Genomic DNA, 18,287 nt, shown 5'->3' on the forward strand with positions numbered 1-18,287 from the left:
GGACGGGGGCCACGGTCGTACGTGGACACGGCCACGGTGGCGCCTGGCCCCGGCCACGGTCGTACGTGGAGGGCTACGCGAACTTCTGGTTCGCCGATCCGTCGCAGTTCTGGAGCCGGACCGGCTGCCTCGCGGCGGCCTGGGTGAGGCAGAGCCCCGTCGCTTCGGCGGGGCGGAGCGTGGCGCCGTCACGGACGAACTTCTGATTGGCGCCGCCGTGGCAGTTCCAGACGACGACGGACCGGCCGGCCTGGTAGCCGGAGGCGGGGACGTCCAGGCAGCGGTCCTGGGTGAGCTGGGTGTGGACGGTCCTGCGGGTGGAGTCGTACCACCAGCCCTGGTTGCGGCCGCCGTGGCAGTCCCAGCCGAGGACGCCGCTGTCGTTGGCCGAGGAGGCCGCCTCGACGTCGAGGCAGTCGCCGGTCGCCTGGTTCTTCAGCGGCCTGTACACGTCGTCCCAGGCGAGCGGGAAGAGCGTCGGTGTGCCGGAGGAGTTCACGTCGGCGCAACTCGCCTCACGCGATCCGGAGTTGTAGATCTGGGTGAGACAGGACGCGAAGGCGGCGTGCCCGCGCGCGTTGGGGTGGAAGGACTGCCGCACCGAGTTCTCGTCCGGGGTGCCGGGCTTCGAGAGGTCGATGTAGAGGCCCCGGGCCCAGGAGTCCTCCATGCAGACCTCGTGGCCGTGGAAGAGCCGCGAGTTGTCGAGGTAGACGGCGCCGGTGGAGGCGGCCGCCGCCCGCATCCCGCGCTCGAAGGCGGGGACGGCGGTGTTGCGGCCCCAGACGGTGTCGGAGTCGTAGCCGAGTCCGCCGCAGATCAGCTTGCCGGGGAAGTTCGGGTTGTCGTGGAAGTCGGGGCCGATGGGGCTGGGGTACCCCATGAGGACGAGCTTGTAGTCGCCGTCGGCGTACCCGGCGTCGCGCATGACGCTCTTGAGGTCGCGCACGGTCTGCTCGACCTTGGGGACGAGCCCGTCGACACGGGCCTGCCAGCCGGGGGCGTACTTGGGCTCGCAGGCGCCCTGGAGCAGCAGGTAGCGGGTGACGCAGTCGGTCATGACGGGACCGAACTGCAGGTCGTCGTTGGCGCCGGCGACGAGCAGGACCATCTTGATGCGGGTGTTGCGCGCCTTGACGGCCAGGTTGTCGCTCTGGACGAGTTCGTCGGCGTACTGCCTGGAGCCGCCGATCCTGATGTTGCCGGTGTACGCGCCGGAACAGGACACGTTGAACGTGAGGTCGGCGGGGATCCCGGTGCGGTGGATGGCGGCGTCGGGCGAGCGGTGGCACCAGTTGGTGGGGCCGTTGGTGGGGGGCTCGTACGTGCCGACGCCCTCGCCGGAGATCTCACTGTCGCCGAGCGAGATCAGACCGGTCCTGCGCTGCGCGAGCGGGCGCTCCTCGGGGCTGCCGTAGATCCTGGTGGCCTCGGCGGCGCGGATCGCCTCCAGCTCGGGCGGGAGCGGTACGGCGGCGGTCACCGCCGTGGTGGCGGTGGCGGTGCCGACCGCCGCGCCGGCGGGGGCGGCGGCGGTCATCGTGCCGAGCGCGGCGGCCGCCGCGGCGACGGCGGCGACGGGCCAGCGGAGTCTGTACCTGGTGCGCCTCATTGCGCCTCCTGGAAGTGGGGTTACCCACGGTTTTTACTGGCCGGTACGCGTGATGGGAATACATCGAACAAGACAAGTGCTCATCTTTTTCGGGGGGTTCGGGGCGTCCCCCGACGGGCACGGCGTGGGAGGTTGGAGCACATGAACGAGACAGACCAGGCCGAGGGCCACCGGATCGAGCACGACTCCATGGGCGAGGTGCGGGTCCCCGCGCACGCCAAGTGGCGGGCCCAGACCCAGCGGGCGGTGGAGAACTTCCCCGTCTCCGGGCAGCGCCTGGAGCGCGCCCACATCGAGGCCCTGGCCCGCATCAAGGCCGCCGCCGCCCAGGTCAACGCCGAGCTCGGGGTGATCGACAAGGACCGCGCGGAGGCCATCGTCTCGGCGGCGGCCGAGGTCGCCGACGGGCGCTGGGACGCGCACTTCCCGGTGGACGTCTTCCAGACCGGTTCGGGCACCTCGTCCAACATGAACACCAACGAGGTGATCGCCACCCTCGCCACCGAGCGGCTCCCCGAGGGGCGCGAGGTCCACCCCAACGACCACGTGAACGCCTCGCAGTCCTCCAACGACGTCTTCCCGTCCTCCATCCACATCGCGGCCACCGGCGCCGTCACCCGCGACCTGATCCCCGCCCTCGACCACCTGGCCGCCGCCCTGGAGCGAAAATCGGCCGAATTCGCGACGGTCGTGAAATCGGGCCGTACGCACCTCATGGACGCCACCCCGGTCACCCTCGGCCAGGAGTTCGGCGGCTACGCGGCGCAGGTCAGGTACGGCGTCGAGCGGCTGCGGTCCGCCCTGCCCCGCCTCGCCGAACTCCCTCTCGGCGGTACGGCGGTGGGCACCGGCATCAACACCCCGGCCGGCTTCTCCGCGGCCGTCATCGCCGAGGTCGCCCGCACGACCGGCCTGCCGCTCACCGAGGCCCGCGACCACTTCGAGGCGCAGGGCGCCCGGGACGCCCTGGTGGAGACGTCCGGGCAGCTCCGCACCATCGCCGTCTCCCTCACCAAGATCTCCAACGACCTGCGCTGGATGGCCAGCGGCCCCCGCACGGGCCTGGCCGAGATCAACCTCCCCGACCTCCAGCCCGGCTCGTCGATCATGCCGGGCAAGGTGAACCCGGTGATCCCCGAGGCGGTCCTGATGGTCGCCGCGCAGGTGACCGGAAACGACACCACGGTGGCGGTGGCGGGCGCGGCCGGGAACTTCGAGCTCAACGTGATGCTGCCGGTCATGGCGAAGAACCTCCTGGAGTCCGTACGGCTGCTCGCCAACGCCTCCCGGCTGCTCGCGGACCGCACGGTGGACGGGATCACCGCCAACGTCGAACGGGCCCGCGAGTACGCCGAGTCCTCGCCGTCCGTCGTCACCCCGCTGAACAAGTACATCGGGTACGAGGAGGCCGCCAAGGTCGCGAAGAAGTCGCTGGCCGAGCGGAGGACCATCCGCGAGGTGGTGCTCGACTCCGGGTACGTGGAGCGTGGCGACCTCACGGTCGAGCAGCTGGACGAGGCGCTCGACGTACTCCGCATGACGCACCCGTAGGGCGGGCGCGGACAGACCCTCGCACCACCCTCGTCCCACCCGTGACACGGCCGCGGGCGAGGGTCCGGCGGCTGCCGGCCGGGCCCCGGTGACCGGCCGGTAGCGACCGGCCGGTAGCCGACGCATCCGTGATCCGTGCCGCAGCGGTCGCGGGAGCGCGCCCCTAAGATCTGCGCATGACAGGATCGGTCGGCTCCCAGCACTGGGCGCCCGGGGATCACATCCTCTGGCGCTACCGCGGCAACGGCACCGGAGAGGTGCACATCTGCCGGCCGGTGACGGTCGTGCAGGACACGCCCGAGCTGCTCGCGGTCTGGATGGCGCCCGGCACCGAGTGCGTCCGCCCCGTGCTCGTCGACGGCACTCCCGTCCACGAGGAGCCGCTCGCCACCCGCTACACCGCCGCGCGCACCACGGAACGCGCGCGGTGGTTCGGCACCGGCGTCCTGAAGCTGGCACGGCCCGGCGACCCGTGGTCGGTGTGGCTGTTCTGGGAGCGCGGCTGGCGCTTCCGCAGCTGGTACGTGAACCTGGAGGAGCCGCGGGTCCGGTGGTCCGGCGGCTTCGACTCCGAGGACCACTTCCTCGACATCTCCGTCTACCCGGACCGCAGCTGGCTGTGGCGGGACGAGGACGAGTTCGCTCAGGCACAGCGGTCCGGCCTGATGTCCCCGGCGCAGGCCGCGCGGGTCCACGAGGCGGGGAGCCTCGCGATCGAGCAGATCAGGGCGTGGGGGACGCCGTTCGCGGACGGCTGGGAGGAGTGGAGACCCGATCCGGCGTGGCGGGTTCCGGAGCTGCCGGTCGACTGGGACCGCACTCCGGCGCACACGGCACCGTGAGACCCTTGATGCGCCCCCGGGGTTCAAACGTAGGATCGTCCTCCGCACGGCGGAAGCGGAGCGGACGCCACGTCAGACCGATCGGACAGCACGTCGACGACCGAGCACAGCGCAGGACCTGACCAGAAGTCATCCACGAGGGGGAGAGCAGTGCCGGACGTCTGCCCGGGTGTTGCGGCCCCTGTCGTCGCCGCCACGCGCGGAGCCTCGACATCCGCCGCACACAAGGGGTTTAGCCCTGCCGAAGGCGCGGCATCGGCGAGAAGAGCGAGTGCATCGCACCACCGGCCCGGACGGACGGAATCCCACGCGTGACGGAGCATCCCACCTCCCACGAAGGCCGACAGCCCCTGGCTGCCCGGCCGCAGGAACGCGCGCGCCCTCGCCAGGAGGCGGCGGCCGGCCTGCCCTCCGACGTGCCCGCACAGCCGGGCGGACCGGCGGGCCCGGCGGCCCCCGGCGCGGACGCGCCCCGGGTCGGCGTCGCGCCGGCGGCGCCCCTCGGGGGCGGCTCCCCCGGCGGCGCCGTGGCCGTCGCCGTCTCCCCGCAGCCGCCCGGTCCGGCCCGCGGCGAGAACACCGCCGCGCGGCGCGAGGGCGAGCGGCTGCGGTTCGTCGGGGCGGCGACCCGGCGCATCGCGCGCGGCATCGACCTGGACGAGATCGTGCTCGGCCTGTGCCGGGCCACCGTGCCGACCTTCTCCGACGAGATCCTGGTCTACCTCCGCGACCCGCTGCCGGTGGGCGACGAGCGCCCGGTGGCCCCGTTCGTGCTGCGGCTGCGCCGCACCGACCGGCTCCGGTTAAGCGAACTGGAGGGCGAGGAGCTCGTCCTCGTACCCGATCCGGATCCGACCCCCGCGGCCGAACTCTGCGAGGTGCGGTCCGGCGGGGCGCTGGCCGAGGTGCTGCGCGGGGTGCGGCCGGTCTTCGGCGACTCCGCGGCCGCCAAGACCGCGCTGACCGAGCTGCTCGGCCCGGACCATCCGCTGCCCGGCGGGCTGCGGGCGGTGCTCGCCCCGCTGCGCGGCCGACGCCGGGTGATCGGCGCCGCCGTGTTCCTGCGCCGTCCCGAGCGGGCCGGTTTCGAGCCGAACGACCTCCTGGTCGCGGCGCAGTTGGCCACGCACACCGCGCTCGGTATCGACAAGGCCGTGCTGTACGGCCGTGAGGCGTACATCGCGGACGAGCTCCAGCGGACGATGCTGCCGGACTCGCTGCCGCAGCCGACCGGGGTCAAGCTCGCCTCGCGCTACCTGCCGGCGGCCGAGACGGCCCGGGTGGGCGGCGACTGGTACGACGCGATCCCGCTGCCCGGAAGCCGGGTCGCCCTGGTCGTCGGCGACGTCATGGGCCACTCGATGACCTCGGCGGCGATCATGGGCCAGCTGCGCACCACCGCGCAGACTCTGGCCGGGCTGGACCTGCCGCCGCAGGAGGTTCTGCACCATCTGGACGAGCAGGCGCAGCGGCTCGGCGAGAACCGCATGGCGACCTGTATGTACGCGGTGTACGACCCGGTCTCGCACCGGATCACGATCGCCAACGCGGGCCATCCGCCGCCGATACTGCTCCACCTCGGCGGCCGTGCCGAGGTGCTGCGGGTGCCGCCGGGCGCCCCGATCGGGGTGGGCGGGGTGGACTTCGAGGCGGTCGAGCTGGACGCCCCGGCCGGTGCCACGCTCCTGCTGTACACGGACGGTCTGGTCGAGTCCCGGCTGCGGGACGTGTGGACCGGCATCGAGCAGCTGCGGGAGCGTCTGGCGGCGACCGCGCAGCTGACGGGCCCGGACCACTCACCGCCCCTGGAAGCGCTCTGCGACGACGTCCTGGACATGCTGGGTCCGGGCGACCGGGACGACGACATCGCGCTGCTCGCGGCCCGTTTCGACGGGATCGCGCCGAGCGACGTGGCGTACTGGTTCCTGGAGCCGGAGGACGCGGCGCCGGGCCGGGCCCGGCGCCTTGCCCGGCGGGCACTGGCCCGTTGGGACCTGGAGGAGCTGACGGACTCGGTCGAGCTGCTGATCAGCGAGGTCGTGACGAACGCCGTGCGGTACGCGGAGCGGCCGGTGACGCTGCGGCTGCTGCGCACGGACGTGCTGCGCTGCGAGGTCGGCGACGACTCGCCGCAGCTGCCCCGGCAGCGGCGGGCGCGCGACACCGACGAGGGCGGGCGCGGTCTCTTCCTGGTGAACCGGCTGGCGAGGCGGTGGGGGGCGACGCGGCTCTCGGGCGGCAAGGTGGTCTGGTTCGAGCTGGCCACCCGCAGCTGACACCGGGCTGGACCGGCGCCGCTCGCCCCGCCCCGCAGCTGACACCGGGCTGGACCGGCGCCGTTCGCCCCGCGGACCGGCCGGTCCCGGCGAGGCCGGTCCCCCGCCCGCCGCGCGGACATGACGGAGGCCGGACCCCGAGGGGTCCGGCCTCCGTCATGTCGCTACCTCTGCGGGCGGCCGGTGTCGTCGCCGTCCGGGCCCGTGTCCGGGTTCGGCGGCTCGATCGACGGCGGCGAGGACGGTTCCTCGGTCACCGGCGGCGGCTCCTCGGTCGGGGTCGGCGGCGTGGTGACCGGGTCCCGCGTGGGGGTCGGCGGCGTGGTGGCCGGCGTGGTCGGCGGGTCCGACGGGTCCGGGGACGCCGTGGTCGGCTCCTCCGTCGGCTCCTCGGGCGCCTCGGTGGTCCGGGTGGGCTCCGGGTCTGGCTCGATCGGGTAGGAGGTGTCGGTGTCCAGGTCGAAGGAGGCGTCGGATCCGCCGTCGAGGGCGCTGGTGGTGTAGGCGCCCCAGATCTGGGCCGGGGTGCGGCCGCCGTTGGCGCGGCCGGGGTTGATGGTGTCGGTGAGGGTGACCTGGTTGCCCTTGGTGTCCTCGCCGAAGAGGCCGACGGCGGTGACGAGTTCGGGGGTGTAGCCCACGAACCAGGCGGATCGGTTGTTCTCGGAGGTGCCGGTCTTGCCGGCGGCCTCGTAGTCACCGGCCGCGCGGAAGCCGGAGCCGGTCCGCACGACGCCCGTCATGGCCTTGGTGACGGTGTCGGCGGCCGTACGCGTGATGACCTGGTCGCCGATCGCCTTCACGGGCTCGACCTTGCGGTCCTTGTGCGAGGCGGCCTTCACGAGGGTCGGGGTGACCTTCTTGCCGTGGTTGTCGAGCGTGGCGTACACGCCGGCCATGTCCAGGGTGGAGGCGCCCATGGTGCCGAGGGACATGGCGGGGGTCTCGCCGAAGTCGGCGCCGTCCTTCATGCCGAGGGCGAGGGCGGTCCGCTTGGTCTTGTCGGGGCCGACGTCGACGATCATCTGGGCGAAGACCGAGTTGATGGAGCTGTTGGTGGCCTTCTGGACGGTGACGGGGCCGTAGCTGCGGTCGTCCTCGTTCTCCGGAGAGAAGGGGATGTCGCCGCCGACGACCTTGCGCTTGCTGGTGCCGTCGTAGACCGTGGCGAGGTCGATCCTCCGCCCGTCCTGGGTGACCGCGTGGTTGTCGAGGGCCGAGGCGAGGACGATCGGCTTGAAGGTGGAGGCGGGCTGGTAGTCGCGGCGGGTCGCGTTGGACATCCAGTGCTCGGTGGCGCCGACGCCGCCGTACATCGCGACGACCGCGCCGGTCTTCGGGTCGACGGAGGTGGCGCCGGCCTGGACGGTGGCGTGCTTCTTGTCGCCCTTGCGGTCGAGCTTGTCCTCCAGTTCCCGGTCGACGGCCTTGACGAGGTCCTTCTGCTTCTTCTCGTCGATGTTGAGGGTGATCGTCCAGCCGCCGGCCTTGATGTCCTCCTCGCTGACGCCCTGGCGCATCAGCTCCTGGTTGGCGGCCTCGACGATGTAGCCGGTCTGGCCCTCCATGCCGGGGGCGGGCCTGGGCTTCTGCGGCACGGGGAACTTCATGCCGGCCCGCTCGGAGGGCGAGAGCCAGTCCTCGCCGACCATGTTGTCGAGGACGTAGTTCCAGCGTTCCTCGACGAGCTTGCGGCCGGTGGTGCTCGCGGTGGCCCAGTCGTACTGGTTGGGCGCCTGGAGCAGCGAGGCGAGGTAGGCGCCCTGCGCGGTGGTGAGCTGGGTGGCGTCGACGCCGTAGTACGAGCGGGCGGCGGCCTGGATGCCGTAGGCGCTGCGCCCGTAGTAGCTCGTGTTCATGTACCCGGCGAGGATGGCGCTCTTGCTCTCCTTCTGGTCCACCTTGATGGCGATGACCATTTCCTTGAGCTTGCGCGTCGCCGTCTGGTCCTGGCTCAGGTAGTAGTTCTTGACGTACTGCTGGGTGATGGTCGAGCCACCCTGCTTGCCCTTGCCGGTGAGGGTGGACCAGGCGGCGCGGGTGGTGCCCTTGATGTCGACGCCGTTGTCCTTGTAGAAGGACTTGTTCTCGGCGGCGACGAAGGCCTTCTGGACCGGCTCGGGGATCTTCTCCAGGCCGACGATCTCGCGGTTCATCTTGCCGGTGCGGGCGAGGATCTTGCCGTTGGCGTACTTGTAGATGTTGCTCTGCATGGTCGCCTCGGCGTTGGCCGACGGCACCGGGACCATGAGGTAGACGACGTACAGGGCGCCCATGGCGAGCAGGCAGCACACGAAGAAGGTGCCCAGGAGCCTCTTCCAGGAGAAGAGGCGGCGCAGGCCCCGTTTCTTCGCCTTGCTCTTGTCCGGTCGGCCCATGTGTCCTGTCGCTCCGCTCGTCGTGTGTCCCGGCGTGCCTCGGTCCGTGTCCCGCCCGCGCCGGATCGGTCAGCTAGCCAGCTAACACCGCCGATGCAGACAAAGGACAACCGATCACGTCTTTTCCGGACGTGAGAATCAGCACCCATTCCCAGAGGAACCGACGCTCGGAGGGGGCCGATGGTTGCGTGAAGGAACGATTCCGCTTACCCGCCCAGCGCTATACATCGTAGGTATACACCCCGTGTACAGTGATCCGCATGTCCATCGGTCACACCCTCCTGGGACTCCTGGAGTCCGGCCCGCGCCACGGCTACGACCTCAAGCGGGCCTTCGACGAGAAGTTCGGCCACGACCGGCCGCTCCACTACGGACAGGTCTACTCGACCATGTCCCGGCTCCTGAAGAACGGCCTCGTCGTCGTCGACGGCATCGAGGCCGGCGGCGGCCCGGAACGGAAGCGGTACGCCATCACCGAGGCGGGCATCACCGATGTCGCCCAGTGGCTCACCACGCCCGAGAAGCCGGAGCCGTACCTCCAGTCCACGCTCTACACCAAGGTCGTCCTGGCTCTACTCACCGGCCGCGGCGCCGCCGACCTCCTCGACACCCAGCGCTCCGAACACCTGCGCCTGATGCGCGAACTCACCCGGCGCAAGAAGGACGGCGACCTCGCCGACCAGCTCATCTGCGACCACGCCCTCTTCCACCTGGAGGCGGACCTGCGCTGGCTGGAACTGACGGCCGCCCGCCTCGACCGGCTCGCCGAGGAGATCCGCCGATGAGCTCCGCACCGCTCCTGAGGGCCACCGGCCTCGACAAGGCCTACGGCCCCACCTCCGCGCTCGCGGGCGCCGACTTCTCGCTCCGCGCCGGCGAGGTCGTCGCCGTCATGGGCCCCTCCGGCTCCGGCAAGTCGACCCTCCTGCACTGCCTGGCCGGCATCCTCCGCCCCGACGCGGGCACCATCACCTACGACGGACGCGACCTCACCGCGCTCTCCGACACCGCGCGCAGCTCCCTGCGCCGTACCGACTTCGGCTTCGTCTTCCAGTTCGGCCGGCTCGTGCCCGAACTGACCTGCGTCGAGAACGTGGCCCTGCCGCTGCGCCTGGCCGGCGAGAAGCGCAAGGCCGCCGAGGCCAGGGCGGCCGAGTGGCTGGCCCGCCTTGAGGTCGACGACACCGCGGCCAAGCGCCCCGGCGAGATCTCCGGCGGCCAGGGCCAGCGCGTCGCCGTCGCCCGCGCCCTCGTCACCGCCCCGCGGGTGATCTTCGCCGACGAGCCGACCGGCGCCCTCGACTCCCTCAACGGCGAGCGGGTCATGCGGATGTTCACCGATGCCTCCCGGGACACCGGCGCCGCCATCGTCCTCGTCACCCACGAGGCCCGGGTCGCCGCCTACTCCGACCGCGAGATCGTCGTACGCGACGGCAAGGTCCGGGACGCGGAGTGGGCGGCATGAGGTTCCGCGCCTGGGCCCGCGACCTGACGCTCGGTGCCCGCTTCGCCGTCACCGGCGGCCGCCCCGGCCTGCTCCGCACCCTGCTGACCGCCACCGGCGTCGGCTTCGGCGTGGCCCTGCTGCTGATCGCCGCCGCGCTGCCGAGCATGCTCTTCCAGCGGGAGGTACGGGAGTCCCAGCGCGCCGTCGACGGCAGCGAGACGATCTCCGCCCCCCGGCCGGACTCCTTCCTCCACCTCGGACGGGCCACGGTGTACCGGGGCGACGTCGTCAGCGGTCTCCTCGTACGGCCGGAGGGCGCCAGGCCCGCGGTCCCCCCGGGCGCCTCGGCGTTCCCCGCACGCGGCGAGATGCTCGTCTCCCCCGCGCTCCGCGACCTGCTCGACTCCCCCGACGGCGCCCTCCTCAAGAAGCGCCTGCCCTACCGGGTCGGCGGGACGATCGGCGAGGCCGGACTCATCGGCCCGGCCGAGCTGCGGTACGTCGCCCACGTCGACTTCCTCACCACCGACAACTACGACGGGCGCGGCGTGCGCTACGGCTGGTCGGTGCCCGAGGAACCGACGAACGCCTTCCTGATCCTCCTCGTCCTCGTGGCCTCCGTCGTCCTGCTCGTCCCCGTGCTCGTCTTCATCGCGACCGCCGTCCGCTTCGGCGGCGAGCAGCGCGACCGGCGGCTCGCCGCGCTCCGCCTCGTCGGCGCCGACACCGCCATGACCCGGCGGATCGCGGCCGGCGAGTCCCTCGCGGGCGCGCTCCTCGGACTCGTCGTGGGGCTCGGCCTCTTCGCGGTGGCGCGCCAGTTCGCCGGGACCTTCACCATCTGGGACGTCAACGCCTTCCCCTCCGACGTCGTGCCGATCCCCGCGCTCGCCGCGTGCGCCCTCCTCACGGTGCCGGTCGCGTCGGTCGTCGTCACCCTCTTCGCGCTGCGCGGGGTGGCGATCGAGCCGCTCGGCGTGGTCAGGACCTCCACCCCGCGCCGTCGCCGGCTGTGGTGGCGCGTGCTGCTCGTGGCCGCCGGGGCCGCGCTGCTCGCCTCCGTGGTCGGCGGGATCGAGATGACCCGGACCGGGATCGACAGCGTGCGGATCGGCGTCGGCGTCACGCTCGCCCTCATCGGCCTCACCACCCTGCTCCCCTGGCTCGTCGAAGCGGTGGTGAAGCGGCTGCACGCGGGTCCCGTGGCCTGGCAGCTCGCGGTCCGCAGACTCCAGCTGAGCAGCGGGACGGCGGCCCGCGCGGTCAGCGGCATCGTCGTCGCGGCGACCGGGGCGATCGCGCTCCAGATGCTCTTCCAGGCGATGGAGCACGAGTTCACGCGGGACACGGGCTCGGACTCGTCCCGCGCCCAGATAGCCGTCGGCACCCACGCGGAGAACGGCGACGAGGCCCGCGCGATGATCGCCCGCTTCGAGCGCACCGAGGGCGTCGACGGGGTGATCGGCGTGGTCCAGTCGACCGTGTGGCGGCCGGGGCCCCTGAAGGACGGCGAGGAGTTCGCCCCGATGGCGTCGATCAGGGTGGGCGACTGCGCCTCCCTCCGGGAGTTCGCCACGCTGCCGTCCTGCCGTGAGGGCGATGTCTTCGTCGTCCTCGCGCACGGCGCGCAGGGCTCGCCGCCCGACGAGCGGGTCACCAGGGCCGCCCGGCCGGGCGCCACGGTCGTCCTGCGCGACCCGTACCCCCACCCGAGCTCCCCCGGGGCCCGCGAGAAGGGGCCGCTGCCCGAGTGGCGCATCCCCGCCGACGCCCGGCTCGTGGACTCCCGGCCGGACCCGACCGGCATGTACGAGTACGGGGTCCTCGCCACCCGGTCGGCGATCGACCCCGCCCGGCTCGACACGCCCGACGCGACGGCGATGGTCCGGCTCGACCCGGCCGTGCCCGACGCAGGCGAGCACGTACGGAACACGGCGGCGGAGATCGATCCGACGTCCTGGGTCCGCACGCTCACGGACACCGAGCAGGACGCCCAGTTCAGCAGCGTCCGCACCGGCATCCTGGTCGGCTCCACCCTGACGATGCTGCTCGTGGCGGCCTCGCTGCTGGTGACCACCCTGGAGCAGCTCAGGGACCGCAAGCGGCTGCTCTCCTCGCTCGTCGCCTTCGGCACCCGGCGCTCCACCCTGAGCTGGTCGGTGCTGTGGCAGACGGCGGTGCCGATGCTCCTCGGGCTCGGACTCGCCGTGGCGGGCGGGCTCGGTCTCGGGGTCGTCCTCCTGGCGATGACCGGGCAGGGGGTCCAGGACTGGTGGGTGTTCCTGCCGGTCGTCGGGATCGGGCTCGCGCTGATCGCGGCGGTGACGCTGCTCAGCATGCCGCTGCTGTGGCGGCTGATGCGTGCGGACGGGCTGCGCACCGAGTAACCCGTCGCTCGTACGTACGAGACGCGCGTACGAGGTGGGCGTCGGTTCCTGACACCGGGGGGTTTCGGGAACCGGCGCCCGCGCGCGTACGGCCTCAGATCCACGCGCGTACGGCCTCAGGCCCCCGCGTCCAGTACCCGTACCGGAAGCCCCCGCATCGCGCCCCGCAGCGCCTCCGCCAGTTCCTCGAACTCGGCGTGCCGGGCCGCCCCCGTGCGCATCGCGAGGGCGATCCGCCGGGCGGGGGCCGGTTCGGTGAAGAGCCCGGTCCACAGCGCGTGGTTGCGGGCCGTCTCGACCGTGACGGCGGTGCGCGGCAGCAGGGTCACCCCGAGCCCGCCGGCCACCAGCTGGACCAGCGTGGAGAGACCGGCCGCGGTGGTGGTGACCTCGGCGCCGCCCGTTCGCCCCGCCTCGCGGCAGATGTCGAGGGCCTGGTCGCGCAGGCAGTGCCCTTCGTCGAGGAGCAGCAGCCGCAGCTCCTTGAGGGCCTCGCGCGGGATGTCGTCCCGCCCGGCCAGCGGATGCCCCTCCGGGGTGACCAGGACGAAGTCCTCGTCGAAGAGGGGGAGTTCGGTGACGCCGGGCACGCCGAGCGGTACGGCGAGGAGCAGCAGGTCGAGCCGCCCGGCGGCGAGCCCCTCCAGGAGGGAGGAGGTCTGCTCCTCGTGGACCTGGAGGTCGAGCTCGGGGTAGCGCCGGTGGACCAGCCGCAGCACCGTCGGCAGCAGGTAGGGGGCGACGGTCGGGATCACGCCGAGCCGCAGGACCCCGGTGAACGGGGCCTGGGCCGCCTCCGCCTCCTCCATCAGCTCCGACACCGCGTCGAGGACGGCACGCGCGCGTGCCGCGAGCCGCTCCCCGGCGGGCGAGAGCAGCACCTTTCTCGTCGTACGCTCAAGGAGCTGGACACCGAGTGCCTCTTCGAGTGCCGAAACCGCGCCCGAGAGCGCGGGCTGGCTCATGCCGATGGAGGCCGCCGCATCGCGGAAGTGCAGATGCTCGGCGACCGCCACGAACGCTCTGAGCTGCGAGAGGCTCGGCTGCTTGCCTCGGTTCGGGCCGTGCGGGGAACTGAACGGGGACGCCACTGATAACCACCTTCGATCAACACGACCCACTCTAGCTATTTCACTGATCAATGCACTCCGTGCCATGCTGTGAGCCGTCCAACCCCCACGGAAGACCCCAAAAGGGACCCTTCCCACTTGCGAGGAGAGCGCGTGCTCACTGTCGGTGACAAGTTCCCCACCTACGACCTGACCGCCTGCGTGTCGCTGGAGAGCGGCAAGGAGTTCGAGCAGATCGACCACAAGGCCTACGAGGGCAAGTGGCGCGTGGTGTTCTTCTGGCCGAAGGACTTCACCTTCGTCTGCCCCACCGAGATCGCCGCCTTCGGCAAGCTGAACGACGAGTTCGCGGACCGCGACGCCCAGATCCTCGGCGTCTCCGGCGACTCCGAGTTCGTGCACCACGCCTGGCGCAAGGACCACGCCGACCTGCGTGACCTGCCCTTCCCGATGCTGGCCGACTCCAAGCACGAGCTCATGAGCGACTGCGGCGTCAAGGGTGCCGACGGCTTCGCCCAGCGCGCCGTCTTCATCGTGGACCCGAACAACGAGATCCAGTTCACCATGGTGACCGCCGGCTCCGTCGGCCGTAACCCCAAGGAGGTCCTGCGGGTGCTGGACGCCCTGCAGACCGACGAGCTGTGCCCGTGCAACTGGAACAAGGGCGAGGGCACCCTCGACGCCGCCGCGCTCCTGTCGGGCGAGTGATCTGACATGGCTCTCGACGAACTGAAGTCCGCCATACCGGACTTCGCCAAGGACCTGAAGCTGAACCTCGGTTCGGTCATCGGCAACAGCGAGCTGCCCCAGCAGCAGCTCTGGGGCACCGTCCTGGCCTGCGCGATCGCCTCGCGCTCGCCGAAGGTCCTCAAGGAGCTGGAGCCCGAGGCCCAGGCCAACCTGAAGCCCGAGGCGTACCAGGCGGCCAAGTCCGCCGCCGCGATCATGGCGATGAACAACGTCTTCTACCGGACCCGGCACCTGCTGTCGGACCCCGAGTACGGGACGCTGCGCGCCGGTCTGCGGATGAACGTCATCGGCAACCCGGGCGTCGAGAAGGTCGACTTCGAGCTGTGGTCGCTGGCCGTCTCCGCGATCAACGGCTGCGGCCAGTGCCTGGACTCGCACGAGCAGGTCCTGCGCCAGGCCGGTGTCGACCGCGCCACGATCCAGGAGGCCGTCAAGATCGCCGCGGTGATCCAGGCCGTCGGCGTCACCCTCGACGCGGAAGCGGTGCTCGCCTCCGCCGAGTAGGGCCGCACGGTACGTGAAGGGCCCCGGGGCTTCCTGCCCCGGGGCCCTTCACGCGTCCGTCACGCCGTCACGGCGCCTTCCTGAGCGCCGCCATCAGGCTCAGCATGTCCTGGGACATCGGGACCTCGATCCCGGAGAGGTCGAGGGGGTCCTTGTTCCCGGTCTCGTTCCCGTCCTCGTCGACGCTGTAGCCCCGGTAGAGGCTCAGCGCGAGCTCGGCCTGGCCGTCGAGGATCCTGATCTCCGCGCCCTCGCCGCCGCGGTCGTCGAAGAAGGCCATCTCCCCGATGCCGTCGAGGGTCGTGGTCAGGTTGTAGTACCGCGACCGCGCCGCGAACTCGGGGCCCGGGTCGATCACCTTGTGCAGGGTGTAGGTGAGCTGGGCGTCGTAACCGCTGTCGGGCGATCCGAAGGACAGCGAGCACGAGGCCTCGTGCACGGCCGGGTCGTTCATCCGCGGCCCCGCGCCGTCCGAGCCGCGCTTTCCCAGGACGCCGGAGAGCGCCTTGAGCTCCGCCGCCTCGCAGACGCTCTCCACCTCCCGGTACCCGCCCAGGTCCGGGCCCGGCTCCGTCTTCCGCTCGTACGCGTAGAGCCCGCCGCCCCACACCGCGGAGGCCAGCACCGCGCCACCGACCGCCCACAGCCAGGGGCGGCCGGTCCGGGGCGGGCGCGGGGGCTTCTCCTCCGTCAGTACCTCGACGGTGTCGAACGTCGTCCCGCCGACGTACTCCGGCTCCGATATCACCCGTCGTCCCCCTTGACCACCGGGGAACCCGGGGCCGGGGTCGGAGTCGGCGCTCCCGGGGAGCCCGGGGCCGAGGTCGGCGCCGCCGGGGAACCCGGGGCCGGAGTCGGCGCCGCCAGGGAACCCGGGGCCGGGGTCGGCGCCACTTCGAACGCGGTCGCCCCGCGCGGCTCGGGCGCGCTGCGGAGCGCCTGTTCCCTGCTGTACGCGCGCAGGTAGCCGACCACCGTGTTGGAGACGGCGACCAGCGGGACCGCGACCACGGCGCCGCCGATGCCGGCGGTCAGACCGCCCGCCGCGACCGCGAGGACGACGGCGAGCGGGTGGACCCGGACGGCCCGGCCGAGGATGAAGGGCTGGAGGACGTGCCCCTCGATCTGCTGCACGGCGAGGACCACCACGAGCACCATCAGGGCGGTGAACACCCCGTTGGTGACGAGCGCGACGACGACCGCGAGGGCGCCGGAGATGACGGCGCCGACGAGCGGGATGAAGGCGAACAGGAAGATGAAGACGGCGAGCGGCACCGCCATCGGCACGTCGAGGAACCAGAGACCGAGGCCGATGAAGACGGCGTCGATGAGGGCGACGAGCACCGTGCCCCGCACATAGGCGGTCAGCGTGCGCCAGGCGCGCGGTCCGGCGCCCGCGACGCCGGGCCGGGCCTGGGCGGGGACGAGCTTGAGCGTCCACTCCCAGACCTTCTTCCCGTCGTAGAGCAGGAAGAGCGTCGAGAACATGGCGAGCAGGATGCCGGTCATCGTCTCGACGACGACGGTGACGCCCTGGAGCCCGACCTGGGTGATCTGTTCGGCGTTGGCGCCGACGGAGTCGCTGAGGTTCTTCGCGATGCCGTTGATCTGCTGCTCGGTCACATGGAAGGGGCTGTCGAGAAGCCAGCGCTTGAGCTCCTCGATGCCGCCCTTGACCTGATCGGACAGGTTGTCGATGTTGTCCATGACCTGCCAGACCACGAACCAGCCGACCAGGCCCATCACGACGAAGCCGGAGACGGCGGTGACGGCGGTGGCGAGGCCGCGGGGCAGGCCCTTCCTGCGCAGCATGGTCACGGTGGGCTGGAGGAGGGCGGTGACGAGGAGCGCGGCGACGAAGGCGAGGACGACCAGCCGGACGGAGCTGATCACCTTCATCAGTACCCAGACGGTGCCGGCGAAGACGAGGAGACGCCAGCTCGCCTCGGCGGCGACGCGCATGCCCCAGGGGATCGCGGCAACGGGGTCGGGGCGGGCGGCGACGGCCGGCGCGTACGACGGGGGCGCGGGCACGGAGAGTTCCGGCTCGGCGTCCGTCTCCGAGAGGGGCGCGGCGGGGTCCGCGTCGGAGCGGTCGGGGCCGGACCCGTCCCCGCGGGTGCGGCCGGACCGCTTCTCGGTGTTCTCGTACGGCGGGCCGATCGGATCGTCGCGGTCCGCCTCGGCCCTGCGCTCGTCGAGACGCTCACCCATACGGCTCAGGCTCTCGCCCAGCCGTCCCAGCCACCCTGGCACTCTCGACATCGCTTTCCTCTTCCCCCGCTCGCTTTTCACCACCGCTTCCCCCGAATACCGTGGGCATTCGAAACTACACGCAGGAAGCCCCTCACCGTAGGACGGTGAGGGGCTTCCCGAGGTTGAGACGCCGCTCCTAGTACCAGCGGTTGGCCTGCCAGAACGACCAGGCTCCACAGGGGCTGCCGTAGCGGCCGTCCATGTAGCTGAGGCCCCACTTGATCTGGGTGGCGGGGTTGGTCTGCCAGTCGGAGCCGGCCGAGGACATCTTGTGGCCCGGCAGCGCCTGCACGAGGCCGTAGGCGCCCGAAGACGGGTTCGTCGCGCGGTAGTTCCAGCCGGACTCGTGGTCCACGATGTTGCTGAAGCACTGGAACTGCGAGGCCGGGATCATCTGGCGGGCCATCGCCTTGACCTCGGAGATCGAGTACGAGCCCTGAGCGGAGAACGACGAGGCGTCGCGGACCGCGGAACGGCTGGCGCGCTCCTTCTCCTCCCGCTCCTTCTCCTTGCGCTCCTCCTCGGCCTTGGCCGCCTTGTCGGCCGCCTCCTTCTTGGCCTCGGCGTCCTGGGCGGCCCGGAGACGAGCCGCTTCCTCCGCGGACTTCTTCGCGGCCGAGTCGGCAGCGGCGGCCTGGACGTCCGCCTGCTCCGAGAGGGACGAGACCTGTACCTGGGCCTGATCGCCCGCGGGAATGTCCGCGAGCAGCGTGGTGTCGGCCGCGGTGGCCTCGAAGTTGTCGTCCGAGGGCTGAACGGCGTTACCCGACGCAACGCCCACGACGGCGCCGACGGTGGTGACCGCAGTGGCCGAAGCCACCGCGAATCCCCGGACCGAGATCCGGCTCACACGGTTTCCTTCCAGCACGCCCGCACAGGTGACCACGCGGGCGAAATCGTGCCCCTGGCACTGGTCTCCGACGTACGGGGTCACAGAAGACACGGGCCCGTGGTGCTGTGGGCGGCATACGGCGGACGGCTGTTGAGTTGTGCGGTGCTGTGCGCACCCCTGAGGGTGCACGTGTGCCGTATGCGGGGCCTGACGGAAGCAAGACTCTGCCGGACGGCGACACCGCAAGGCAATTCTGTGTTGCGTGTGAAAGCTCACACCTCTACTGGGACAGGCGTTTGGGAGATGTGGCGGACATGGAGGCGCCGCCCGGCTAAGCTTCTGCGCTTCGCCGGGCGGCGCCAACTCCCTTACACGTACGGAG

14 protein-coding genes are annotated in these 18,287 nt (G+C 71.7%); 8 read left to right on the forward strand and 6 right to left on the reverse strand.

The window, feature by feature from the left end; translation table 11 throughout:
- Positions 1–73 precede the first annotated feature (73 nt).
- On the reverse strand, positions 74–1,612 hold the full coding sequence (locus ACRRSS_RS30505) for a ricin-type beta-trefoil lectin domain protein (protein WP_435974264.1): 1,539 nt from the start codon (positions 1,610–1,612) through the stop codon (positions 74–76).
- A gap of 141 nt (positions 1,613–1,753) precedes the next feature.
- Here ACRRSS_RS30505 and ACRRSS_RS30510 point away from each other — a divergent pair, with 141 nt between their 5' ends.
- From ACRRSS_RS30510 to ACRRSS_RS30520, 3 genes are all read left to right on the forward strand, one after another.
- A complete protein-coding gene (locus ACRRSS_RS30510) occupies positions 1,754–3,163 on the forward strand; it encodes a class II fumarate hydratase (protein WP_435974265.1) in 1,410 nt (469 codons plus the stop codon).
- Positions 3,164–3,339: 176 nt separating this feature from the next.
- The gene (fomD, locus tag ACRRSS_RS30515; RefSeq protein WP_435974266.1) at positions 3,340–4,005 is read left to right on the forward strand and encodes a cytidylyl-2-hydroxypropylphosphonate hydrolase; all 666 of its coding nucleotides are present in this window, start codon (positions 3,340–3,342) and stop codon (positions 4,003–4,005) included.
- 311 nt (positions 4,006–4,316) lie between these two features.
- The gene (locus tag ACRRSS_RS30520) at positions 4,317–6,281 is read left to right on the forward strand and encodes a SpoIIE family protein phosphatase (RefSeq protein WP_435974267.1); all 1,965 of its coding nucleotides are present in this window, start codon (positions 4,317–4,319) and stop codon (positions 6,279–6,281) included.
- Positions 6,282–6,445: 164 nt separating this feature from the next.
- Here ACRRSS_RS30520 and ACRRSS_RS30525 read toward each other — a convergent pair whose 3' ends face one another.
- Positions 6,446–8,659, reverse strand: coding sequence for a transglycosylase domain-containing protein (locus ACRRSS_RS30525; RefSeq protein WP_435974268.1), 2,214 nt, complete (start codon positions 8,657–8,659; stop codon positions 6,446–6,448).
- A gap of 260 nt (positions 8,660–8,919) precedes the next feature.
- Here ACRRSS_RS30525 and ACRRSS_RS30530 point away from each other — a divergent pair, with 260 nt between their 5' ends.
- From ACRRSS_RS30530 to ACRRSS_RS30540, 3 genes are read left to right on the forward strand one after another with little or no spacing between them, the layout of a single operon-like run.
- Positions 8,920–9,444: a PadR family transcriptional regulator gene (locus ACRRSS_RS30530; RefSeq protein WP_435974269.1), complete on the forward strand. Its 525-nt coding sequence runs from the start codon at positions 8,920–8,922 to the stop codon at positions 9,442–9,444.
- A complete protein-coding gene (locus ACRRSS_RS30535) occupies positions 9,441–10,124 on the forward strand; it encodes an ABC transporter ATP-binding protein (protein ID WP_435974270.1) in 684 nt (227 codons plus the stop codon). Before ACRRSS_RS30530 ends, ACRRSS_RS30535 begins: the two co-directional genes overlap by 4 nt.
- On the forward strand, positions 10,121–12,493 hold the full coding sequence (locus tag ACRRSS_RS30540; protein WP_435974271.1) for an FtsX-like permease family protein: 2,373 nt from the start codon (positions 10,121–10,123) through the stop codon (positions 12,491–12,493). The genes ACRRSS_RS30535 and ACRRSS_RS30540 overlap by 4 nt, the downstream gene beginning before the upstream one ends.
- A 116-nt stretch (positions 12,494–12,609) precedes the next feature.
- Here the strand turns inward: ACRRSS_RS30540 and ACRRSS_RS30545 are convergent, their stop codons facing one another.
- Positions 12,610–13,584 carry a LysR substrate-binding domain-containing protein gene (locus ACRRSS_RS30545; RefSeq protein ID WP_435974272.1) on the reverse strand — a complete coding sequence of 325 codons (975 nt, stop codon included), beginning with the start codon at positions 13,582–13,584 and terminating at the stop codon, positions 12,610–12,612.
- 132 nt (positions 13,585–13,716) lie between these two features.
- Here ACRRSS_RS30545 and ACRRSS_RS30550 point away from each other — a divergent pair, with 132 nt between their 5' ends.
- Together ACRRSS_RS30550 and ACRRSS_RS30555 are read left to right on the forward strand one after the other, a co-directional pair.
- Complete coding sequence (locus ACRRSS_RS30550; protein ID WP_351899544.1) at positions 13,717–14,271, forward strand: peroxiredoxin; 555 nt, start codon at positions 13,717–13,719, stop codon at positions 14,269–14,271.
- A gap of 6 nt (positions 14,272–14,277) precedes the next feature.
- Complete coding sequence (locus tag ACRRSS_RS30555) at positions 14,278–14,817, forward strand: alkyl hydroperoxide reductase (RefSeq protein ID WP_435974273.1); 540 nt, start codon at positions 14,278–14,280, stop codon at positions 14,815–14,817.
- Positions 14,818–14,884: 67 nt separating this feature from the next.
- Here ACRRSS_RS30555 and ACRRSS_RS30560 read toward each other — a convergent pair whose 3' ends face one another.
- The 3 genes from ACRRSS_RS30560 to ACRRSS_RS30570 all read right to left on the reverse strand — a co-directional run bounded on the left by ACRRSS_RS30560 (position 14,885) and on the right by ACRRSS_RS30570 (position 17,923).
- Complete coding sequence (locus ACRRSS_RS30560; protein WP_435974274.1) at positions 14,885–15,565, reverse strand: hypothetical protein; 681 nt, start codon at positions 15,563–15,565, stop codon at positions 14,885–14,887.
- A complete protein-coding gene (locus tag ACRRSS_RS30565) occupies positions 15,562–17,082 on the reverse strand; it encodes an AI-2E family transporter (RefSeq protein WP_435974275.1) in 1,521 nt (506 codons plus the stop codon). The genes ACRRSS_RS30560 and ACRRSS_RS30565 overlap by 4 nt, the downstream gene beginning before the upstream one ends.
- A gap of 127 nt (positions 17,083–17,209) precedes the next feature.
- Positions 17,210–17,923 (reverse strand): transglycosylase SLT domain-containing protein, encoded by a 714-nt coding sequence (locus ACRRSS_RS30570; protein ID WP_435974276.1) that lies wholly within the window; start codon positions 17,921–17,923, stop codon positions 17,210–17,212.
- Positions 17,924–18,287 lie beyond the last annotated feature (364 nt).

Source organism: Streptomyces sp. Qhu_M48, assembly GCF_051305195.1.
In the GTDB taxonomy this organism is placed as follows: domain Bacteria; phylum Actinomycetota; class Actinomycetes; order Streptomycetales; family Streptomycetaceae; genus Streptomyces.

Bases quoted from the DNA above. Each gene is read 5' to 3' on its own strand.
- ACRRSS_RS30505 (WP_435974264.1), bottom strand. From the start codon at position 1,612: ATGAGGCGCACCAGGTACAGACTCCGCTGGCCCGTCGCCGCCGTCGCC.
- ACRRSS_RS30510 (WP_435974265.1), top strand. From the start codon at position 1,754: ATGAACGAGACAGACCAGGCCGAGGGCCACCGGATCGAGCACGACTCC.
- fomD (WP_435974266.1), top strand. From the start codon at position 3,340: ATGACAGGATCGGTCGGCTCCCAGCACTGGGCGCCCGGGGATCACATC.
- ACRRSS_RS30525 (WP_435974268.1), bottom strand. From the start codon at position 8,659: ATGGGCCGACCGGACAAGAGCAAGGCGAAGAAACGGGGCCTGCGCCGC.
- ACRRSS_RS30530 (WP_435974269.1), top strand. From the start codon at position 8,920: ATGTCCATCGGTCACACCCTCCTGGGACTCCTGGAGTCCGGCCCGCGC.
- ACRRSS_RS30535 (WP_435974270.1), top strand. From the start codon at position 9,441: ATGAGCTCCGCACCGCTCCTGAGGGCCACCGGCCTCGACAAGGCCTAC.
- ACRRSS_RS30540 (WP_435974271.1), top strand. From the start codon at position 10,121: ATGAGGTTCCGCGCCTGGGCCCGCGACCTGACGCTCGGTGCCCGCTTC.
- ACRRSS_RS30555 (WP_435974273.1), top strand. From the start codon at position 14,278: ATGGCTCTCGACGAACTGAAGTCCGCCATACCGGACTTCGCCAAGGAC.
- ACRRSS_RS30565 (WP_435974275.1), bottom strand. From the start codon at position 17,082: ATGTCGAGAGTGCCAGGGTGGCTGGGACGGCTGGGCGAGAGCCTGAGC.